The sequence below is a fragment of the Ruegeria sp. J8 genome, from assembly GCF_056531925.1.
On sequence record NZ_JBQFMR010000011.1, the window covers coordinates 105,014 to 123,152 of the forward strand.

Below are 18,139 nucleotides of genomic sequence, written 5' to 3' on the forward strand. Positions count from 1 at the left end.
TTCATGCTGCGTCTTCAAAAGCTGACGAAAACATACAAGACCGGGGATCAGGCGCTGAAGGCAATCGATCTTGAGGTTCCAAAAGGACAGGTTCTTGCGTTGATTGGGCCCTCGGGCGCGGGCAAATCGACGATGATCCGCTGTGTCAACCGGTTGGTTGAACCTACAAGCGGCGGTGTCCTTTTGGATGATGTGGACCTGACCAAACTCGGATCGGGGGCATTACGGAAGGCACGCCGCGAAATGGGCATGATCTTTCAGGAATATGCCTTGGTCGAACGCCTGACAGTGATGGAAAATGTATTGTCCGGCAGGCTGGGTTATGTGGGGTTCTGGCGCAGCTTTCTACGGCGCTATCCTCAGTCGGATGTGGACGAAGCCTTCCGGCTACTCGATCGGGTGGGGCTGTTGCACATGGCGGATAAACGGGCGGACGAACTCTCTGGCGGTCAGCGCCAAAGGGTCGGCATCTGCCGGGCACTGATACAGAACCCAAAGCTGCTGTTGGTCGATGAACCAACTGCATCGCTGGACCCAAAGACCAGCCGTCAAATTATGCGTCTCATCACCGAGTTATGTCAGGAACGCGGATTGGCAGCCATTATCAATATCCATGACGTGGCGCTCGCTCAGATGTTTGTTCCCCGTGTCGTAGGACTCCGATTCGGCGAAATTGTGTATGATGGGCTTCCTACAGGCCTTACCCCTGAGAAGCTGACCGAGATTTATGGGGAAGAAGACTGGGAAGCAACCATCGAAAAAGTTGACGAAGATGACGATGTCGAGGCTGCAGAATGAGCCATCGAGAGTTAGACGACATGCTGGGAAAAGGCTGGCGTAAGCCTGCCTTTGTCAAAAATCCATTACTCCGCTGGGCATTGCTCCTTGGCTTTTTCGCCTACCTGATCGCGGCGTTCATGACCATCGAAGTTGATTGGGGTCGTGTCTATGAAGGGTTGGATCGGGGTTGGGCGTTTGTGCTTGCGTTCACCAGCCCAGACTTCATTTCACGGTGGACCGATATTTGGAGCGGCCTTCTGGAAAGTATCGTGATGACCGTGGCCGCGTCGGTCGTGGGCATCCTGATTTCGATCCCGATTGGGTTGGGGGCTGCCCGCAATATCGCGCCATTGCCAATCTACATGATTTGCCGAGGCATTGTCGCGATAAGTCGGGCATTGCAAGAGATTATCGTTGCCATTTTGCTTGTGGCTATCTTTGGCTTTGGCCCGCTGGCCGGATTTCTAACGCTTTCTTTCGCCACAATCGGGTTTCTCTCAAAACTTCTGGCCGAAGATATCGAAGCCATGGACAAGGTTCAGGCCGAGGCGATTAAGGCCTCTGGAGCGCGTTGGCCACAATGGATCAACTATGGAGTTCAGCCCCAGGTTATGCCGCGACTTGTGGGCCTTTCCATGTATCGGATCGACATCAATTTCAGAGAAAGCGCGATCCTCGGGCTCGTGGGGGCTGGTGGAATTGGTGCAACTTTGAACACCGCATTCGACCGCTATGAATACGACACTGCGGCAGCCATTCTCATTCTTATCATCGGCATCGTGATGGCACTTGAATACCTTTCGGGAATTATACGAGCGAGGGTTCAGTAATGCCGATACTTGAACGCGACGATGCGCAAATCTGGCGTCGCCGGACAACGGGTCAGAGCTTAGTCCGTTGGTTCGGCTGGTTGCTGGGCGTAGCGATCTTTGTTTACTGCTGGCAGCTGATCTCAGAGTCGACGACTTGGTTTTTCGTCTGGGATGCGCCCCGCATCGCCAACGATATTTGGACCCGTGCAACGCCTCCTAAATGGGATTACATCACCCAGTTGGGTCGCCCGATTTGGGACACGCTAAACATTGCCACCCTGGGAACCATAATTGCCCTGTGCATGGCAGTGCCAGTTGCCTTTTTGGCGGCCCGCAACACCACACCATCGGCCTTGTTCATCCGACCGATTGCCTTGTTGGTCATTGTCTCGACCCGCTCTATAAACTCGTTGATCTGGGCTCTTCTTTTGATCGCGATTATTGGTCCCGGAGTGTTCGCCGGTGTCATAGCAATCGCCATTCGTTCAATCGGGTTTTGCGCAAAGCTTCTTTACGAAGCGATTGAGGAAATTGATCACACGCAGGTCGAAGCAATCACAGCAACCGGTGCTTCACGCTGGCAGGTCATGGCCTATGGGATCGTACCGCAAATCCTACCCGCTTTCGCGGGCATTGCCGTCTTCCGTTGGGATATCAACATCCGCGAGTCCACGGTGCTCGGGCTGGTTGGAGCCGGGGGTATCGGGTTGCAATTGTCGGCTTCGCTCAACGTACTGGCTTGGCCGCAAGTTAGTCTGATCCTGATTGTAATTCTGGTCGCGGTTATGATCAGCGAATGGGTTTCGGCGAAAGTAAGAGGGGCCATCATTTGACCGGTTTCTCTGCGCAAGAGGCTTTTGAGGCCTACGAGGCTGTAAGACATCGCCTTCCGCAACCCAGATCTACTGAAGTGAGCTATCGTCAGGTGGACACGCTGGAGGATATCGCTCACGAGTTTGACGTGTTCCTCCTCGATGCCTTCGGAGTTCTCAATATTGGTGATACGGCAATCCCAGATACACCAGATCGGGTCAGGTCGCTGACAGCCGCCGGCAAACGTGTTCTGGTCGTATCGAATGCTGCAGGGTTTCCCCACACAACTCTTATCGAGAAATACTATGGGCTTGGCTACAACTTCGCGCCACAAGACGTGATCACCAGTCGGGCCACGTTGTTGTCTGAGCTAAACGGCCAAAATGAGTTACATTGGGGATTGATGGCAACTCCAAGTGCCGGCCTTCGCGATCTGGAGGAGTTGAAACTATCCTACCTGGAGGATGACCCGAAGCCCTACGAAACCGTAGACGGATTTTTGATGATTGGGTCAGCTGTTTGGAATGAAACGCGACAAGCCATGTTAGAGGCCGCTTTGCTGGAGCGTCCCCGCCCGGTATTGGTGGGCAATCCTGACATTGTCGCTCCGCGCGAGTACGGTTTCTCCAAAGAACCCGGTCTTTTCGCGCACCGGCTAGCAGACCGGACAGGCGTCACCCCTCAGTTCTTTGGAAAACCTTTCGCCAACATCTATGATCTTGCATTCAGCCGCCTGGGGCACATCGACAAATCCCGGGTTCTGATGGTTGGCGACAGCCTGCACACCGACATTCTAGGTGCACGAAATGCAGGCATAGCTTCCGCGCTCATCTCTGGATTCGGTTTCTTCGCAGGGCATGATGTTGAAGCAGCGATCATGAAGGCAGGGATAGTGCCAAGCTTTGTTGTAAACCGACCTTGATATTAGGGCGTTCCGCTTGGACACGTCTTTCTGTTAACTCGAACGTCGGGTGAATCAGCGTTGCGCAGATCCCGACCATGTGAACGAAGCTCCGCGTGTGAACGGCAGCTTTGGAAAACCCTCCGCAACAATTTAACTCTAAACTCATGTCCGGCTTGGGCCGCATTCCGAACTATGCAAAGCCCGCTTTCTGCGCATAGCCGTCGTCGGTTGATCGCGCCGCATCGTTCACTGAGGGCTCGAAACGGTCATACGCTGCGCTGCTCACGAACGTCGGGTAAGCTGATGACACCTGCCATTTTGCTCCTTAATAGAGTCAGTTGGTCGACATGGTGTCGGTGCCTGGAGAGGGAGGGAAGGATGGAGGACAATCGATGTCCATTATTCAACTTCCTGCCATCACACCGAAGCGCCCGCCGTGGAACAAAGGTCGCCTTATAGGCCAGAAACGCCCGCTTCTCGCGAAGCAGGTCTGGGCCATCCGCGCCCGGCTTGAACTCTCGGACAATCTCAGGGATTTGGCACTCTTTAATCTTGCGATCGATAGCAAGCTGCGAGGCTGCGATCTCGTTCGATTGAACGTAGCCGATCTTGTTACTGGTGATCGTGTCCGCGAACGCGTGACAGTTGTCCAGAGCAAAACAAAACGGCCGGTCCAATTCGAGGTCTCGGAAAATACCCGCCAGTCCGTCTGGACCTGGATATGTCGCCCGGAGATGCTTGGACGCACTTTCCTTTTCCCAAGCCGCTTCCACGAAAGGCCGCATATATCGACACGACAGTACGCGCGTCTGGTCCTCGATTGGGTGTCGGCGATTGGTTTGGAGCCGAGCGGTTACGGCACGCATTCGCTGAGACGCACAAAAGCGGCACTGATCTACCGGAAAACAGGCAATCTACGCGCGGTGCAGCTTTTGCTTGGCCACACCAAGGTTGACAGCACAGTTCGATATCTTGGCGTTGAATTAGAAGACGCGCTGAGTATCGCAGAAAAGATCGACGTGTGAAGATTGAGCGGGCGGCAAGAGTCGCCCGCTTTTCGTGACTGGCGATTGTCGCATGAGTGTTGACCATCCACTGGGCTTCTGAGCCGAGACGAGCGTCACCATCGTTGTCGATTGAGTTGAAGCTCCCGCCCGGATCGCCGGGCTCAGGTCAGTAGCTGGGGCGTCATCACTCCCATGTGACTGCTTGTGCGAAGTAAGCAGTCACTCCTGTAAAGTGCGGCGAACGTCCTCTTCGAGCCCAAAGCAGACGCCCGATTTTGGACTGAAGCAATTTGGTTGTATCATAGAATGCATCAGAAAATCGGGGAAGACTGTGCGCTTAGGATTGTTGCTGCCATTGAGTTTTGTATTTGCGTCGATTTGCTGCGGCGCAGCTTCAGCTGGTTCATCCGGAGAGAGAAAGTTCTATTATCCGAACACAGAGCCGCTCGGTGAAGCAGAGATGCGAGTTATCTCGCTGGGAACTGGAACACCTAATTTTCGACATTCCCAAGCGTCAGCGTCGTGGTTGGTTGAACTTGGCAATGGCGACAAGTTCCTATTCGATGTCGGAACCGGTTCGTTAGCAAATTTGGCCGCATTGGAAATCCCATACACTTATCTCGACAAAGTGTTCATTAGCCACCTGCACGTAGATCATATTGGAGACCTCGATGCACTTTTTGTGGGCGGCTGGGTGTCAAACCGAACGGTTCCACTACGGGTTTGGGGCCCAAGTGGCTTAGAGCCAGAATACGGGACCGCAACAGCCATGGATGGCCTCCAGAAAATGTTGGCTTGGGACGTGGCAGGACGGCGCGGGAATATGCCGTCGGCAGGTGGACACCTGTCGGTGACTGAGTTCGACTATTCTCAGACACAAGTAGTTTATGAAAGCGATGGTGTTGTTATTCGATCTTGGCCCGCGATTCACGGCATAGACGGTTCAGTTTCCTACAGCTTGGAGTGGAAAGGACTTAAGTTCGTCTATTCTGGTGACACCAACCCGAACAAGTGGTTCGTGGAAAACGCTAAAGAAGCTGATCTTGTCATTCACGAATGCTACTTAACGATCCAACAATTCATCGATATCAAAAACTACGACCCTGAACGCGCCAGACTAGTGGCAACGGTGGTTCACACGCCACCAAACGCGTGCGGAAAACTATTCTCGATGATCGAGCCGCGGCACGCGATTGCCTACCATACATTTGCCGATTTCGATATTGCTCCTGACACAATTGCAGCAATCCGAAAGACCTATGACGGACCGCTCACTTTGGCTCGGGACATGCTCGTTTGGAATGTTTCGGAAGATGCCGTAGGTGTTCGAGAGATCGTTGGATCAGACAATCCATTGCCTGTTGACCCTCCAACTCCTGCGGGCCCACCTGACCCCAGCGAAAGGACAGAGTTGTCAGATTGGCTTAATGCAGGTCGCCTAGATCTTAGCGGAGACTAGTCCGCACTGCGCTACAGTGAATTTAGCGGCTGCTTTGTCCGCAAGGCAGACATTTAGTTGCGTTCAAGGAACATCTGCATCAAGCTGGCGGGATACTTTTTGACTGTAAAAGTTGCCTCCGTGTGGCTACGCGGAAATTTAGTAAACAGCAACTTACGATCAAGGATCATGGGCTCCAATTTAGCTGCCGCCTCGCAATACGGCCCCAAAATCTGCGAATCTAGGTACTGAAAACCAATTTAAAAGTTAGAGATTCAATGCTTGCACTGGACATTGCCTTTCTGAACAGGAAAGCATCTCAATAAATACTGTTTGCGAAAGCGGTCCTCGCTGTTGCAACTTCAAACACGGCCGGGCAAATGCATCCGGTGTCAGTAGAAAACAACATGGGGGGAACTTATGACGTATAAATCGATTGCCATTGCCGCATCCATCGGGATGCTGGCCACAGGCGCATTCGCTGAGACCAAGATCGGTATGATTACTACTCTGTCTGGTGGCGGAGCCGGCTTGGGGATCGATGTGCGCGACGGTTTCATGCTGGGCATCAAGCAATCCGGGCGGGATGACATCGAAGTTGTCATCGAAGATGATCAGCGAAAACCCGATGTCGCCGTGCAGCTTGCTGACAAGATGATCCAATCCGAGAAAGTGGATATCCTGACGGGCATTATCTGGTCGAACCTCGCAATGGCGGTTGTTCCAGCGGCAACGGCCCAAGGTAAGTTCTATTTGTCGCCGAACGCGGGACCGTCGGCGCTGGCCGGTCAGGGCTGTCATGAAAATTACTTCAACGTCGCCTGGCAGAACGACAACCTGCACGAAGCAGCCGGCGCCTATGCCAATACAGCAGGGTACGGCAACAGCTTCATCCTCGCCCCGAACTATCCGGCAGGTAAGGACGCATTGACTGGGTACAAGCGGTTCTTCCAAGGCAATCTTGCCGGTGAGATTTATACCGAGCTTGGCCAAACGGATTATGCGGCCGAGATTGCTCAAATCCGTGCGTCTGGCGCAGACAGTGTCTTTTTCTTCCTTCCCGGTGGAATGGGGATTTCGTTTCTCAAGCAATACGCGGACAGCGGGGTTGATCTGCCCGTGGTGGGTCCGGCGTTTTCGTTTGATCAGGGCATTCTTCAAGCCGCCGGGCCCGCAGCACTTGGGATTGTTAATACCAGCCAATGGAACAAGGATATCAACAATCCAACAAATTCCGCATTCGTAGAAAGCTTTGTAGCCGAGTACGGGCGGCTTCCGTCTCTCTACGCAAGCCAGGGCTTTGACACGGCGCAGTTGATTGTTTCGGCACTGGGATCGGCTGATGTCTCGGATCAAGACGCGTTCCGCGATGCATTGCGCGCCGCCGAGTTTGACAGCACGCGAGGCGACTTCGCATTTGGTCCAAACCACCATCCGATTCAGACTATCTATGCGCGCGAAGTCATTCAGGAAGGTGATGTATTCACCAACCGGATCATTGGTGTGGCGTTGGATAACCACTCGGACGCCTACGCGGCAGACTGTAAAATGTAATCGGAGGGCCGCGCCCAACTCCAGAGCGGCGGCCCGTTTTTGCTCGAACCGTGACTTTAATCCTTATTGCCGAGCAGATTCTGAATGGAATACAGTTCGGTTTCATGCTCTTTCTCATGGCAGCCGGCTTGACGCTGATCTTCGGCGTGATGGGCCTGATTAATCTTGCGCACGGATCGCTCTACATGGTCGGTGCTTTTGCGGCTGCGGCGGCCGCTGCGGCGACGGGGTCTTTCCTAGTGGCTGTTGCAGCCGCCATTGCTGCGGCGGCTATGGCCGGGGTCATCGTCGAATTGGCAGTCATTCGTCGGCTCTATGTCCGCGATCATCTCGAGCAAGTGCTTGCGACTTTTGCGCTGATACTGATTTTCTCCGAGGGTACGCGATGGATCTTCGGTTCATTCCCGCTGTTTCTCGATATTCCGAGCTATCTGTCCGGTCCCGTTTCATTGCCAGGCGGCATTCAGTATCCGCTATATCGCCTCGTACTCATCCTTGTAGGGCTTTTGGTGGCGGTTGGACTGTGGCTTTTCATCTCACGGACCCGCATTGGCATTCAGATTCGTGCCGGAGAAAATGACCGCGAAATGATTGCAGCACTCGGCGTTGATATTGGCAGCTTGTACACGTTTGTCTTCGCGCTCGGAGCGGCGCTCGCCGGATTAGCGGGCGCACTTGTAGGTGCCATCCAATCGGTCCAGATCGGAATGGGAGAGCCGATCCTGATCCTTGCTTTCGTCGTCATAGTGATCGGGGGCATCGGGTCCATTCGGGGGGCGCTTATCGGCAGTTTGCTGGTTGGACTGACCGATACCCTGGGCGGCATCTTCCTGCCAGAACTGTTCAAACTGCTCGTGGCGCCGGATGTTGCGACGTCGACTGGGTCGGCATTGGCTTCGATGTCAATTTACGTTCTTATGGCTGGCGTGCTGATCTGGAGACCCACCGGGTTGTTCGGGGCGCGCGCATGATCTCGGAAAAAGCACTAAACGCCATTCTCATGAGCCTGCTTTTTTGCGTGCCGCTTTGGGCTTGGGTCTCGGACGAACCCTTCACAATTACATTGGCGACCCGCGCGGTCATCTTCGCTCTGGCTGCGGTTGGTCTCAATGTCGCGCTTGGGCTAGGAGGACTCGTGAGCCTCGGACACGCGGTCTTCTTTGGGATTGGCGGCTATGCGATGGGTATTCTGGCGTTTCACGCGCAGACGTATTCGCCATTGATGGAATGGCCGTTCACGATTTCTGGAACCAAGCTCATGCCTGTGATCTGGTTGATGGCAATACTGTTTTCAGGTGCTGCCGCCTTTATTATCGGGCTTCTGTCGCTTCGAACTACCGGCGTTTATTTCATCATGATCACTCTGGCCTTCGGGCAGATGTTTTTTTTCTTCGCAATCAGCTGGCCCGCCTATGGCGGAGAAGACGGCCTTTCTATCTACATTCGAAATTCGTTCCCGGGGATGAACACGCTTGATCCCATTCAGTTCTTCGGAATCTGTTTTGCAATTCTGAGCCTAGTCCTTTGGCTAAACGTTCGGCTCGTAAAATCGCCCTTTGGGCTTGCGTTAAACGCTGCGCGGCAAAGTTCCGAGCGGGTGGAGGCCGTCGGGCTTGATCCGTTTCGGCTGAGACTCATCGCATTGGTGATTTCTGGCATGATCTGTGGGCTGGCGGGGGCGCTTTTTGCCGATCTTAATCGCTTCGTCAGTCCGACGATGTTCAGCTGGCAGATGTCGGGTGAACTGATCGTTTTCATAGTCCTCGGAGGGCTGGGCCGGACGTTTGGGCCGGTCGCGGGCGCGACTCTGTTCGTCGTACTCGAGCATGCGCTTGGAGGCATTGGCGAATACTTCCTATTCTTTCTTGGTTTGCTTTTGTTGGTGGTCGTCCTTTTCGCCCGCGGCGGCCTTTACGGCGTCATAACGGGAAGGGCCGACCGATGATGCGGCCCGTGTTGCAAGTTGAAGGTCTCACTCGACGCTTTGGCGCCCTGATTGCAAACGACGACGTGACGTTGGACCTGAGGCCCCGAGAAGTTCACGCCGTGATCGGCCCGAACGGGGCTGGTAAATCAACACTCATTGCTCAGATCTGCGGCGGCCTGAAGTCTGACGCGGGCTCGATTCGCCTTCTGGGCCAGGATATCACGCACGAGACTACGAAAAACCGGGCAAGGCTGGGGCTCGGACGCACCTTCCAGATTTCCTCTCTTGCGTCAGAGGACACCGTTTTGCAGAATGCCATGCTGGGCGCGCTTGGGGCCAAAAGCCGACCCTGGCAATTCTTCCTACCCGTTCTTGGCGACAAAAACCTGCGCGATCACGCAGAGAATGCTTTGCGTCGCGTGGACCTGATCGACTTTGCAGACAAGCGAACAGGTGAACTCAGCCATGGTCAGCGCCGCCAACTGGAAGTCGCAGTTGCGCTGACCCTTGAACCAAAGGTGTTCATACTGGACGAGCCAATGGCCGGTTTAAGCGCGGAAGGCACGCAGCTACTCACGGACCTGCTGCGCGACTTGCGAAATCAGGCCCCAATACTGCTTGTGGAACATGACATGGATGTCGTCTTCAAATTGGCTGACCGAATTACGGTTCTTGATTACGGGCGTGTGATTGCCACCGGTTCAGTCGAAGATATTCGCAAAAATCCAATAGTTCAGCGCGCTTATCTTGGAGAGAACCTATGAGCCTTCTTTCCATCTCCGGCCTAGTCGCAAGCTATGGCAAAAGCCAAGCCCTCTTTGGCGTTGATCTGACGATCGAAGCGGGCCAAGTCGTCGCTCTTATGGGGCGTAATGGCATGGGCAAGACAACCACCGTACGCGCTATTTGCAGAATGATCGGAAGCAAAGGCTCTATGGTTTTTGCCGGCACCGACATTCGCAGACTGGCGAGCCACCAAGTGGCAAGGTTGGGCATCGGCCTTGTCCCCGAAGGCCGACGCGCATTTCGCGATCTGACGGTGCGTGAGAATCTCATAGCTGTGTCCCGGCCTGGCCATTGGGATATAGACAAGGTCGTTGCGCTTTTCCCGCGTCTCAGCGAACGCGCCGACCAGCTTGCGGGCTCATTGTCAGGCGGGGAGCAGCAAATGCTGGTCATCGGGCGCGCGTTAGTTACCAATCCGCGCTTGCTCATTTTGGATGAGGCAACTGAGGGGCTTGCGCCAAACATCAGGCGTGAAATCTGGGTGACCGTGGAGCAATTAAAACGTGAATCTGGTCTTTCAATTCTGGTAATCGACAAATCGCTTAGCGAATTGCGAGCGGTCTGTGATCGAGCGACAATCCTTGAACGAGGCAGATCGATCTGGTCAGGCGCAATGGGCGATCTGGATAGTGAAGTCAGCCATCGGCATCTCGGCGTCTAGTTGGTACAAATACCCAAGCCTTGATGGCTAACACGCGGCCACCAAATCATTTTTGATGGCTCGACGCGAAATCAGAACAGTTGTCAAAAAGCGAACCGCATTACTTTCGTCGGGATGAGATGGCTGCTTTGTCCGCAGAGCGGTCATTGCTGCACCGTGCATCACTGTCGACAGTGCGCAGAATGCTGACTTTTCAAACTTCGGCGGACCATCATAGCGAACGTTTGCCGAGACCTTTTGGAGCAGCAGCTAGGAGGAACTAGCTGGACAGGCTATTGATCATAACTTGCTGTTCTGTCGAAATCTCGCGCCAGTTGCAGGTCGCTTTGATTTCAAAGTCAGGCGATGGTCACTGTCCCGAATTGGTTTTCGCGATACTGCAAAGCAGATCGACATGTTTGTCCAACCATTCTTCGTTCAGCGCCTCGTGACGTATGAGCTTGCGGAAATAAGGTACTGCGACAGCTAGTTCTAAAAGCTGTTCAACCGGAACATCTGCGGCAATCTCACCTCGGTCTATTGCGGCTGCAAATACTGCTTCAACACTTGCGAACCTGTCTTTCATGAATTCAGTGATCACCAACCGCGCTTCTGCATCGGTGGACGCAGCAGCGACTACCTGAGGTGCAATTTGACCCCATGGTGTGTCATTCAAGGCTCCCATCAGTACGCTGAGTAACCAACGCAGGTCAGATCGCAGCGGGCCATCGGTTTTGGGCGGTATGTTCGGTGGTGTTGCGATGCGCCGGAATGCTGCATCACGCAGACTACGCGCATCTGGCCAGTGCCTGTAAAGTGTACTGCGCGAAATGCCCGTTGCCTTTGAAACTGCGCCATGAGTTACGTGCAGCACGCCTTCATCCATAAGTATCTTTTGCGCCGCATCAAGCGCCGCCTGTCGTGTGGCGATCAGCCTAGGATCTTCTTTCAATCACCCCTCCTATAGAACATTTTGTTGCATAGTAGAACTATTTGCTCTAAAAGCTTGGTCGGTCAAAACCTAAATCCCACAAACACGTCTTGTCAAAACGGGAGCGTATCAATGTTCAAAGTGGCAGCAACCCCGCTGGCGGTACTCTTATCGATGGGAGCGACAACCGCATTGTCCGAGAGCGGTACCTACGAGCTGGATCCTGGACACAGCCAGGTACTGTTCAGCTACGACCACATCGGGTTCTCAGAAACATTTGGAATGTTCTCAGGTTTTAGCGGCGAGATAGAGTTTGACGAAGATGATCCGTCTGCGTCGTCTGTCACAGTGTCTATACCTGTAAAATCCATGATCACGGGCTGGGATGCCCGTTTGCAACACTTCATGTCCGATGACTTTTTCAGCGCGAGCGACGGTGACGTGGTCACATTCGCCTCAACCAGCATTGAAGTGACCGGGGACAATACCGCGAATATTTCTGGCGACCTGACCATGAATGGCATCACCAAACCTGTTGTTTTGGAAACAACGCTTAACAAGTCAGCTCCATACCCGTTTGGCCCAAAAGAGGGCACGCCGACCCTAGGCCTGGCAGCCACGGCGACCATCGTGCGGTCTGAATTCGGACTTGGGGCGTTTGCGCCAGCGGTGAGCGACGAGATAGAGCTCTTGATCAATATCGAAGCGTTAAAGGCTGAATGATGTGTGCAAGGGCACCGATACTGCGCTGAACGCTCATTCCTTGATTTTGGCGGATGGTCAACATGATGAATGAAATCCTGAGAGCATTGGCGGTTGCTGCAACGGCGGTGGCATTGACGTGCCCGTTGGCATCCGCACAAGAGCGCCCCTTGCCGGAGCGCACCTCACCCCGTCCTGAAACGACAAGCGGCGTACCGCATACTCAGATTGGTGTCGAAATTGATACCGACTTGGCCAAGCTATTGCTGGAGCGTGTTGCGCAACTCCCAGGGGTCACACTTGGCCCGACACGCATATCGCTACCCGGCGCGATTGGTTTTCAGCTTGATCCCGACATGCTGCTGTCTCAACCGAACTCTATCGTGGGTGGGTTTGAGTTTGCGCATATGCATCCTGATGGCAGCTTGCACGCGTCTCTGCATCCGGCAATCGCGCGACGGGCAATTGAGGCCGGCTGGGCCGTAGCTCACCCTTGGGCCAGGCAACGTCCTGGGTGGGGTGGCTTTGTCATGATATATACACCGACCACACCAGAAGAGTTGGATGTCGTCATCGATCTGGTAGAAAGCTCGTACACCTTCATCACCGGCAACACCTTGGGCTAAGCTCGAATTGCGCGAAAGTGTGCGGGGACGCCTGCTTCCTGTCAGAGAGCAGTTTCAGCCACCTTGTTTCTCGCAGTCATTTTTTTCTTAAATTGTCGCCGTGGCGCAGCGCTCGATACCTTCAAGCCATTCACACTAATGGTAGTTGCCGTCCGCTTGTTAGATTTTGCAAAGCTCAGAGTCGAAGTTCCGCTTCGGGCTGCCGTCGGTCACAGATGAGAAGAACTACGGACTGACACCTTTAGAATTGATATTTCGAAGTGAACCTTAGTTAGCATCGCGAAATGCGTTAATCATTCACCTTAATTCTAGGTTTCGCCAGCCAATAAGACGTTTTGCTCGGCTGTGTGTTTCAGCGCAAGTTTGGGAACTTGCAGGCTTAGCAAAATGCCCAGGCACAAGTTTTGGTCACAAAAAATCTATTCGTCTGTTAATTTTGGTTCAGAGGAATTGGTTTAGCTAAAAGGATCACATCGACTGATGAAGCGGAAAATTGCTGCGATCCTAAGCCTCGATGTCGTCGATTATACCAAGCGCATGTCAGAGGATGCTGAGACCACGCTGAACACTCTACAACGCATTTTGGACGATGTGATCAGACCGTTGGTCCATGAAAACAAAGGACGAATATTCAAGCTGATGGGAGATGGTGCTTTGGTTGAGTTTGTTGCAGCCACAGACGCAATTAATGCTGCCAGCCGGATTTTCAATCAGATGAGAGATGAAGACGTAACACTTCGAGGAGGTCTCCACGTTGGCGACGTAATGCCAAATAGCACAGACTTGTTCGGAGAGGCTGTGAATGTTGCGTCGCGCCTTCAGTCCAGCGCGCATATTGGAAGTTGTCTCGTCAGCAAGACAGCTGCTGAAGTTGCGGGAACTTCGCTGGCGGTTGCTTTGCGACCAGAAAGCTCGATACGGTTGAAGGGAATTCCAAATCCAGTTGAAGCCTACTCTATTGATTTAGATGGTGACAAAAGACGCGCAAAGAACAAGCTGCTGGCTAGCTCTCAAGACGTCCGCTTTGCAAAATCAAAAGACGGTACAACGCTTGCCTGGACATCCACTGGAAGTGGTAGAAAGTTACTGGTCACACCAAACTGGCTTAGGCATCTGGAATACGATTGGACGATGAACACCATAGCCGGGTGGTTGCCGCTGCTTTCTGAAAATCACTGCCTTTATCGGTTTGATGGTAGAAACAATGGCTTGTCCCAGAGGGGCGTGCAGGATGTGTCTTTGAATCGGATCGTCGAAGATGTTGAGGCCGTACTGGACGCAGCCGGGATCGAAAAAGTTCCATTGTTTGGCATTTCTTTTGGGGCAACCATTGCCGCGGCTTTTGCCGCAAATAATCCTGACCGTGTTTCGGGGTTGGTTCTACTCGGTGGATTTGCACAAGGACTCGCGGTGCGTTCACAGCCCGGAATTGCCGCACTTGGGCAAGCAATGATGGATATGAGTCTTGAAGGCTGGAACGATGAATACCCTTCTGCAAGAGACTTGATGGCGCAATCATTTGCTCCAACCGCAAGTCCGCATGACCAGCGCACTTATGCAGAATTTATGAAAGTGGCAATGGACCATCAGGATTGGCTCAAGATTGGACCACTGGTCGCAGGGGTCGACGTAACCGATCTACTTCTGCGGATCACCTGTCCGGCTCTGGTTATGCACGCTAATCGAGACAGGATGCATAGTGTTGAACAAGGTAGGATATTCGCCTCCGGCATCGAGAATGCGCGCTTTATTGGCCTTGAGACAGCAAACAATACGATGCCAGAGTATGATCCTGCCTGGCCTAAAGCCCTAGTGGAAATAGAGCGTTTTTTGAATTCAATTTGAGCAGTGTACGTTGTTCATCGCCAAAACTTTATTGTTCGAAGGTAAGTGGATGCCGTGCTCCCTTCGATTTTCGATACTGGAATTTAAAAACTCTAGGCTTCTTGTCATCGACCGCTTTGTCCTGATCTCGGAAATTGCAAAGTGTTGTTACGAATGTCCGGTTTGGGCAGACTGCGGTCCTTTGGAGTAAGAATGCGGATGGTTGCACAGTCCGCGTAGCAGTCATTCAAGCCGAGTGTTGCGAATAGCTGCTTTGAGCCCAAAGCAGAAACTGCGAGCAATATGTTTTTCAACCAGTTGATTGGCTTCGGCGATCTCGGTGTGACCGGCGACGCATTGGTCCAAACCCGCATATTCAGGCACCTGTGACATCGCTGACGTCGTCAGCGAGGCCCAGTAAATATCGGTGTCCATCGCGAGATTGCCATGATTTCACGTATTCTTTTTCGGCAGGATGAACCTCTGCGCTCTCTTCAGTCTCAACCGGTTCCGTCTGATAACCGGCGCCCTTGCGGGGCGCCGGCAAGAAACGTTCCGGTTCGGTTCGGTCAGTCGCCGACTACGGAGGTCATCTGTTCGATCACCTGATCGAGCGAGAAGCTCGCCGCCTTCTGGCGTGGCGGGAATTCCTGGAAGGTGGCCAGGAAGTTTGCCACGTATTGCTGCGCAGGCACCAAGAAGAACACGCGGTCAATCATCCAGTCATAGTAGCTGTTCGACGTCCGGTAGGACCGCTCGAACGGATCGCGCCGCAGGTTGAAGATCAGCGGCACACGCAGGGGGGTGAAGGGCTCCTGCCAAGCGCGAAGCGTGGTGTAGCGTTCCTGTTCCATGAAGATGAACTTCCAGTCGCCGTAACGCAGCGCCGTCAGGTCGCCGTCGTCCGAGAAGTAGAAGATCTCCCGACGATCGCTTTTGTCGGTCTGCCCTGTCAGAAGCGGCAAGATGTCGTAGCCATCAAGATGCACCTTATATTCGCGACCTATTGCCTGCACACCGCCTTCTTTCAACTCTTCCTTGATGTTGGGGCGTCCCGCGGCGGCCAGGAAGGTGGGCAGCCAGTCCATGTGGTGCACGATCTCGTTGGTGATCGAGCCTGCTGCAATCTTGCCGGGCCAGCGCACCATCGAGGGCACCCGCCAGCCGCCTTCCCAGTTGGTATTCTTCTCGCCGAAGAACGGGGTCGCGGCGGCATCCGGCCACGTGTTGTAGTGCGGGCCGTTATCGGTCGAGTAGTGAACGATCGTGTTGTCCGTGATGCCGAGTTCGTCCAATAAGTCCAATAGTTTTCCGACATGCATGTCATGCTCGATCATGGCTGCGCTGTATTCGTCGAGGCGGCGGCCGGCGATTTCGCTGGCTTGCTCCAGCATCCCGTCCTTGAGATGCGTGCGGAAGTGCATTCGCGTGCCGCTCCACCAGACGTAGAAGGGCTGGCCCTGATCATGCGCGCGCTTGATGAAGTCAATGGCCGCTGCAATGGTCTCCTCGTCAACAGTTTCCATCCGCTTCTTGGTGAGCGGCCCAGTATCTCCGATTTCGCCGTCTGCCGTCGACTTGATCACACCGCGCGGGCCAAAAGCTTCGCGGAACGTCTGGCCGTTCTCAAGAACCGCGTCGCCCGGATAATCCGAGTTCTCAGGCTCTTCCTCAGCGTTCAGATGGTAGAGATTGCCAAAAAACTCGTCAAAGCCATGGTTTGTCGGCAGATGCTCGTCCCGGTCGCCAAGGTGGTTCTTGCCGAACTGGCCCGTCACGTACCCCTCTGCCTTGAGGAGGCCGGCGATGGTCGGGTCTTCCTCGCGCATGCCAAGCTCGGCGCCTGGCAAGCCGACCTTGGAAAGTCCGGTGCGGAATACAGACTGCCCCATGATGTAGGACGACCGGCCGGCGGTGCAGGACTGCTCCCCGTAATAGTCGGTGAACATCATGCCCTCATTCGCGACACGGTCGATGTTTGGGGTCTGGTAGCCCATCAGGCCGCGTGTATAGGCCGAGATGTTCGCGACACCGACATCGTCGCCCCATATGACGAGGATGTTCGGTTTGTCCGCCGACTGCGCGATAGCCGCGACGGAAGACAGGCCAAGTGCAGCTGTCACTGCGACAAGAAGGGCCAGTAGCTTGCGTGGCTTCATAATTGTTACCTCCGTTATCGATTGGTTTACCCTTAAATGGAAAACGCGCACGATAAACACTACCAGCCGCCCGCAAATACGTAACTCGCAATTTGCCGCAAGAGCAGATTCCGGTGCGTGACCTCAGAACGGGTTCAGCGGAGGAAGCGCAGCTCCGGCGCGCGCCAGAGCGCGCGGCGCCCGGTCCTGAGGCTGCGCAAAAGAATAATCGGATCTATTACTTGCGCTTTGGGCAAGTGTGTCCGCTTAGCAGACATTGAACGGAATCCTATGAATATCCACGTCAAGCCCAAAGCGACCATTGCTGAACCACGAGCCAAGGTCGGCTTGTCGGTAAGTAGGCAGAGACCAATGTATGACCTATGCCTCATCCCCTTTTGGGAAGGCTGATTTTCGCCGCCCTTCGACGCCCAGATTGAACCAATAATGCTAAGAGCTTTGGGGCGCCGGAAGCGGTGGGACGAGTTGTTTCATGGGTGGCGATATAACAATCACAAGATACGCCTGATGAAGCCGCGCTGTGGACACCTATTCTTCGACAATTCCCACAGTAAGACCTTCCGTGAATCTTAGAGCTACTCTGTCTCCCGGGCTAAGTTGCTCAACAAACTCACGGCCAACTTCTGTTTCAACCTCGATCATTTGTTCTGTGCCGCTGCTGTCCGTCACAGTAGCGATTGAATTCGCGGCGTCGAAGGAAACAAAAGTCAGAATTAACGTGACCATCGTTCCAGCGGCTACGCCCGGTGTTGATCCCTCTGCCGCCCGGCCTTCCAATTCAACCATACTGTCGACCTCGCCAGGGAATGCCATATTTGCAGCTACCCCCAGTGTGTAAACCGCTTTGACCTTGTCGCCTTCTTCAATTTGGTCGAAGTTTACGACTTCCGCTCCTGCAACAATGGTCTCTTCTTCGCCTGTCTCTGAGTTTTGCAGCACTATAAGCCGAGTGTCCGGGTCAACCGACTTAACTGCCGCATCGGCTTCGATGGTCACGCTGCGCTCAGCTGTTTGAGCAAAACTGAACGCAGGCATAATCAAGAAAAATGCAGAAACAAGAAGTTTAGTTAGCATGTCTTCTCCTAACGGGATTCATGGTGGAAGTCTGCAATTCAGCACACAGTTTTGCAGGATTGCCAAACGTTGCCACACCGCTACGCAGTTTCAATGATGTTTGTCGGTCAGTGTCACCGAAGACTGAAGTGCTCGAGCATCAGATTTCCGCCGGATAGCACA

At 53.8% G+C, this 18,139-nt stretch carries 18 protein-coding genes; 14 read left to right on the plus strand and 4 right to left on the minus strand.

Features of this window, described 5'->3' with window-relative positions; translation table 11 throughout:
• The first annotated feature begins 3 nt into the window (after positions 1-3).
• The 11 genes from phnC (at position 4) to ACR0L1_RS20045 (ending at position 10,682) form a co-directional block, all read left to right on the plus strand.
• Positions 4-798 (plus strand): phosphonate ABC transporter ATP-binding protein, encoded by a 795-nt coding sequence (gene phnC, locus ACR0L1_RS19995; RefSeq protein WP_170353305.1) that lies wholly within the window; start codon positions 4-6, stop codon positions 796-798.
• Positions 795-1,610: a phosphonate ABC transporter, permease protein PhnE gene (gene phnE / locus ACR0L1_RS20000; RefSeq protein WP_170375209.1), complete on the plus strand. Its 816-nt coding sequence runs from the start codon at positions 795-797 to the stop codon at positions 1,608-1,610. Before phnC ends, phnE (ACR0L1_RS20000) begins: the two co-directional genes overlap by 4 nt.
• The gene (gene phnE / locus ACR0L1_RS20005) at positions 1,610-2,425 is read left to right on the plus strand and encodes a phosphonate ABC transporter, permease protein PhnE (RefSeq protein ID WP_170327399.1); all 816 of its coding nucleotides are present in this window, start codon (positions 1,610-1,612) and stop codon (positions 2,423-2,425) included. The genes phnE (ACR0L1_RS20000) and phnE (ACR0L1_RS20005) overlap by 1 nt, the downstream gene beginning before the upstream one ends.
• Positions 2,422-3,327 (plus strand): HAD-IIA family hydrolase, encoded by a 906-nt coding sequence (locus tag ACR0L1_RS20010; RefSeq protein WP_480860526.1) that lies wholly within the window; start codon positions 2,422-2,424, stop codon positions 3,325-3,327. The genes phnE (ACR0L1_RS20005) and ACR0L1_RS20010 overlap by 4 nt, the downstream gene beginning before the upstream one ends.
• Positions 3,328-3,701: 374 nt before the next feature.
• Positions 3,702-4,334 (plus strand): tyrosine-type recombinase/integrase, encoded by a 633-nt coding sequence (locus tag ACR0L1_RS20015; RefSeq protein ID WP_170774124.1) that lies wholly within the window; start codon positions 3,702-3,704, stop codon positions 4,332-4,334.
• Between the two features lie 313 nt (positions 4,335-4,647).
• On the plus strand, positions 4,648-5,775 hold the full coding sequence (gene gntH / locus ACR0L1_RS20020; protein ID WP_480552440.1) for a guanitoxin biosynthesis MBL fold metallo-hydrolase GntH: 1,128 nt from the start codon (positions 4,648-4,650) through the stop codon (positions 5,773-5,775).
• Positions 5,776-6,174: 399 nt separating this feature from the next.
• A complete protein-coding gene (locus ACR0L1_RS20025; RefSeq protein ID WP_480860528.1) occupies positions 6,175-7,308 on the plus strand; it encodes an ABC transporter substrate-binding protein in 1,134 nt (377 codons plus the stop codon).
• Positions 7,309-7,358: 50 nt separating this feature from the next.
• Positions 7,359-8,279, plus strand: coding sequence for a branched-chain amino acid ABC transporter permease (locus ACR0L1_RS20030; protein ID WP_170774079.1), 921 nt, complete (start codon positions 7,359-7,361; stop codon positions 8,277-8,279).
• On the plus strand, positions 8,276-9,253 hold the full coding sequence (locus tag ACR0L1_RS20035) for a branched-chain amino acid ABC transporter permease (protein ID WP_480552439.1): 978 nt from the start codon (positions 8,276-8,278) through the stop codon (positions 9,251-9,253). The genes ACR0L1_RS20030 and ACR0L1_RS20035 overlap by 4 nt, the downstream gene beginning before the upstream one ends.
• Entirely contained in the window at positions 9,250-9,999 is a 750-nt protein-coding gene (locus tag ACR0L1_RS20040) for an ABC transporter ATP-binding protein (protein WP_170787782.1), read from the plus strand. The genes ACR0L1_RS20035 and ACR0L1_RS20040 overlap by 4 nt, the downstream gene beginning before the upstream one ends.
• On the plus strand, positions 9,996-10,682 hold the full coding sequence (locus ACR0L1_RS20045; protein ID WP_170774073.1) for an ABC transporter ATP-binding protein: 687 nt from the start codon (positions 9,996-9,998) through the stop codon (positions 10,680-10,682). The genes ACR0L1_RS20040 and ACR0L1_RS20045 overlap by 4 nt, the downstream gene beginning before the upstream one ends.
• A 349-nt stretch (positions 10,683-11,031) precedes the next feature.
• Here ACR0L1_RS20045 and ACR0L1_RS20050 read toward each other — a convergent pair whose 3' ends face one another.
• Positions 11,032-11,613, minus strand: coding sequence for a TetR/AcrR family transcriptional regulator (locus tag ACR0L1_RS20050; protein WP_170774072.1), 582 nt, complete (start codon positions 11,611-11,613; stop codon positions 11,032-11,034).
• A 111-nt stretch (positions 11,614-11,724) separates the two neighbouring features.
• Between ACR0L1_RS20050 and ACR0L1_RS20055 the strand changes: the two genes are divergently transcribed.
• From ACR0L1_RS20055 to ACR0L1_RS20065, 3 genes are all read left to right on the plus strand, one after another.
• Positions 11,725-12,315 (plus strand): YceI family protein, encoded by a 591-nt coding sequence (locus tag ACR0L1_RS20055; RefSeq protein WP_480860531.1) that lies wholly within the window; start codon positions 11,725-11,727, stop codon positions 12,313-12,315.
• Between the two features lie 62 nt (positions 12,316-12,377).
• Positions 12,378-12,920 carry a luciferase domain-containing protein gene (locus ACR0L1_RS20060; protein ID WP_237216004.1) on the plus strand — a complete coding sequence of 181 codons (543 nt, stop codon included), beginning with the start codon at positions 12,378-12,380 and terminating at the stop codon, positions 12,918-12,920.
• Positions 12,921-13,400: 480 nt separating this feature from the next.
• Positions 13,401-14,765: an alpha/beta fold hydrolase gene (locus ACR0L1_RS20065; protein ID WP_480860532.1), complete on the plus strand. Its 1,365-nt coding sequence runs from the start codon at positions 13,401-13,403 to the stop codon at positions 14,763-14,765.
• Positions 14,766-14,987: 222 nt separating this feature from the next.
• Here ACR0L1_RS20065 and ACR0L1_RS20070 read toward each other — a convergent pair whose 3' ends face one another.
• The 3 genes from ACR0L1_RS20070 to ACR0L1_RS20080 form a co-directional block, all read right to left on the minus strand.
• Positions 14,988-15,179, minus strand: coding sequence for a hypothetical protein (locus ACR0L1_RS20070; RefSeq protein ID WP_480552435.1), 192 nt, complete (start codon positions 15,177-15,179; stop codon positions 14,988-14,990).
• Between the two features lie 134 nt (positions 15,180-15,313).
• Positions 15,314-16,903, minus strand: coding sequence for an arylsulfatase (locus ACR0L1_RS20075; RefSeq protein ID WP_170787790.1), 1,590 nt, complete (start codon positions 16,901-16,903; stop codon positions 15,314-15,316).
• 528 nt (positions 16,904-17,431) lie between these two features.
• Positions 17,432-17,977: a hypothetical protein gene (locus tag ACR0L1_RS20080; RefSeq protein ID WP_480860534.1), complete on the minus strand. Its 546-nt coding sequence runs from the start codon at positions 17,975-17,977 to the stop codon at positions 17,432-17,434.
• Positions 17,978-18,139: the final 162 nt, after the last annotated feature.

Coding starts and splice junctions, on each gene's coding strand:
- ACR0L1_RS20055 (WP_480860531.1), top strand. CDS start 11,725: ATGTTCAAAGTGGCAGCAACCCCGCTGGCGGTACTCTTATCGATGGGA.
- ACR0L1_RS20065 (WP_480860532.1), top strand. CDS start 13,401: ATGAAGCGGAAAATTGCTGCGATCCTAAGCCTCGATGTCGTCGATTAT.
- ACR0L1_RS20035 (WP_480552439.1), top strand. CDS start 8,276: ATGATCTCGGAAAAAGCACTAAACGCCATTCTCATGAGCCTGCTTTTT.
- ACR0L1_RS20040 (WP_170787782.1), top strand. CDS start 9,250: ATGATGCGGCCCGTGTTGCAAGTTGAAGGTCTCACTCGACGCTTTGGC.
- phnE (WP_170327399.1), top strand. CDS start 1,610: ATGCCGATACTTGAACGCGACGATGCGCAAATCTGGCGTCGCCGGACA.
- ACR0L1_RS20060 (WP_237216004.1), top strand. CDS start 12,378: ATGATGAATGAAATCCTGAGAGCATTGGCGGTTGCTGCAACGGCGGTG.
- phnC (WP_170353305.1), top strand. CDS start 4: ATGCTGCGTCTTCAAAAGCTGACGAAAACATACAAGACCGGGGATCAG.
- ACR0L1_RS20075 (WP_170787790.1), bottom strand. CDS start 16,903: ATGAAGCCACGCAAGCTACTGGCCCTTCTTGTCGCAGTGACAGCTGCA.
- ACR0L1_RS20045 (WP_170774073.1), top strand. CDS start 9,996: ATGAGCCTTCTTTCCATCTCCGGCCTAGTCGCAAGCTATGGCAAAAGC.
- phnE (WP_170375209.1), top strand. CDS start 795: ATGAGCCATCGAGAGTTAGACGACATGCTGGGAAAAGGCTGGCGTAAG.
- ACR0L1_RS20080 (WP_480860534.1), bottom strand. CDS start 17,977: ATGCTAACTAAACTTCTTGTTTCTGCATTTTTCTTGATTATGCCTGCG.
- ACR0L1_RS20070 (WP_480552435.1), bottom strand. CDS start 15,179: ATGGACACCGATATTTACTGGGCCTCGCTGACGACGTCAGCGATGTCA.
- ACR0L1_RS20015 (WP_170774124.1), top strand. CDS start 3,702: ATGTCCATTATTCAACTTCCTGCCATCACACCGAAGCGCCCGCCGTGG.
- ACR0L1_RS20025 (WP_480860528.1), top strand. CDS start 6,175: ATGACGTATAAATCGATTGCCATTGCCGCATCCATCGGGATGCTGGCC.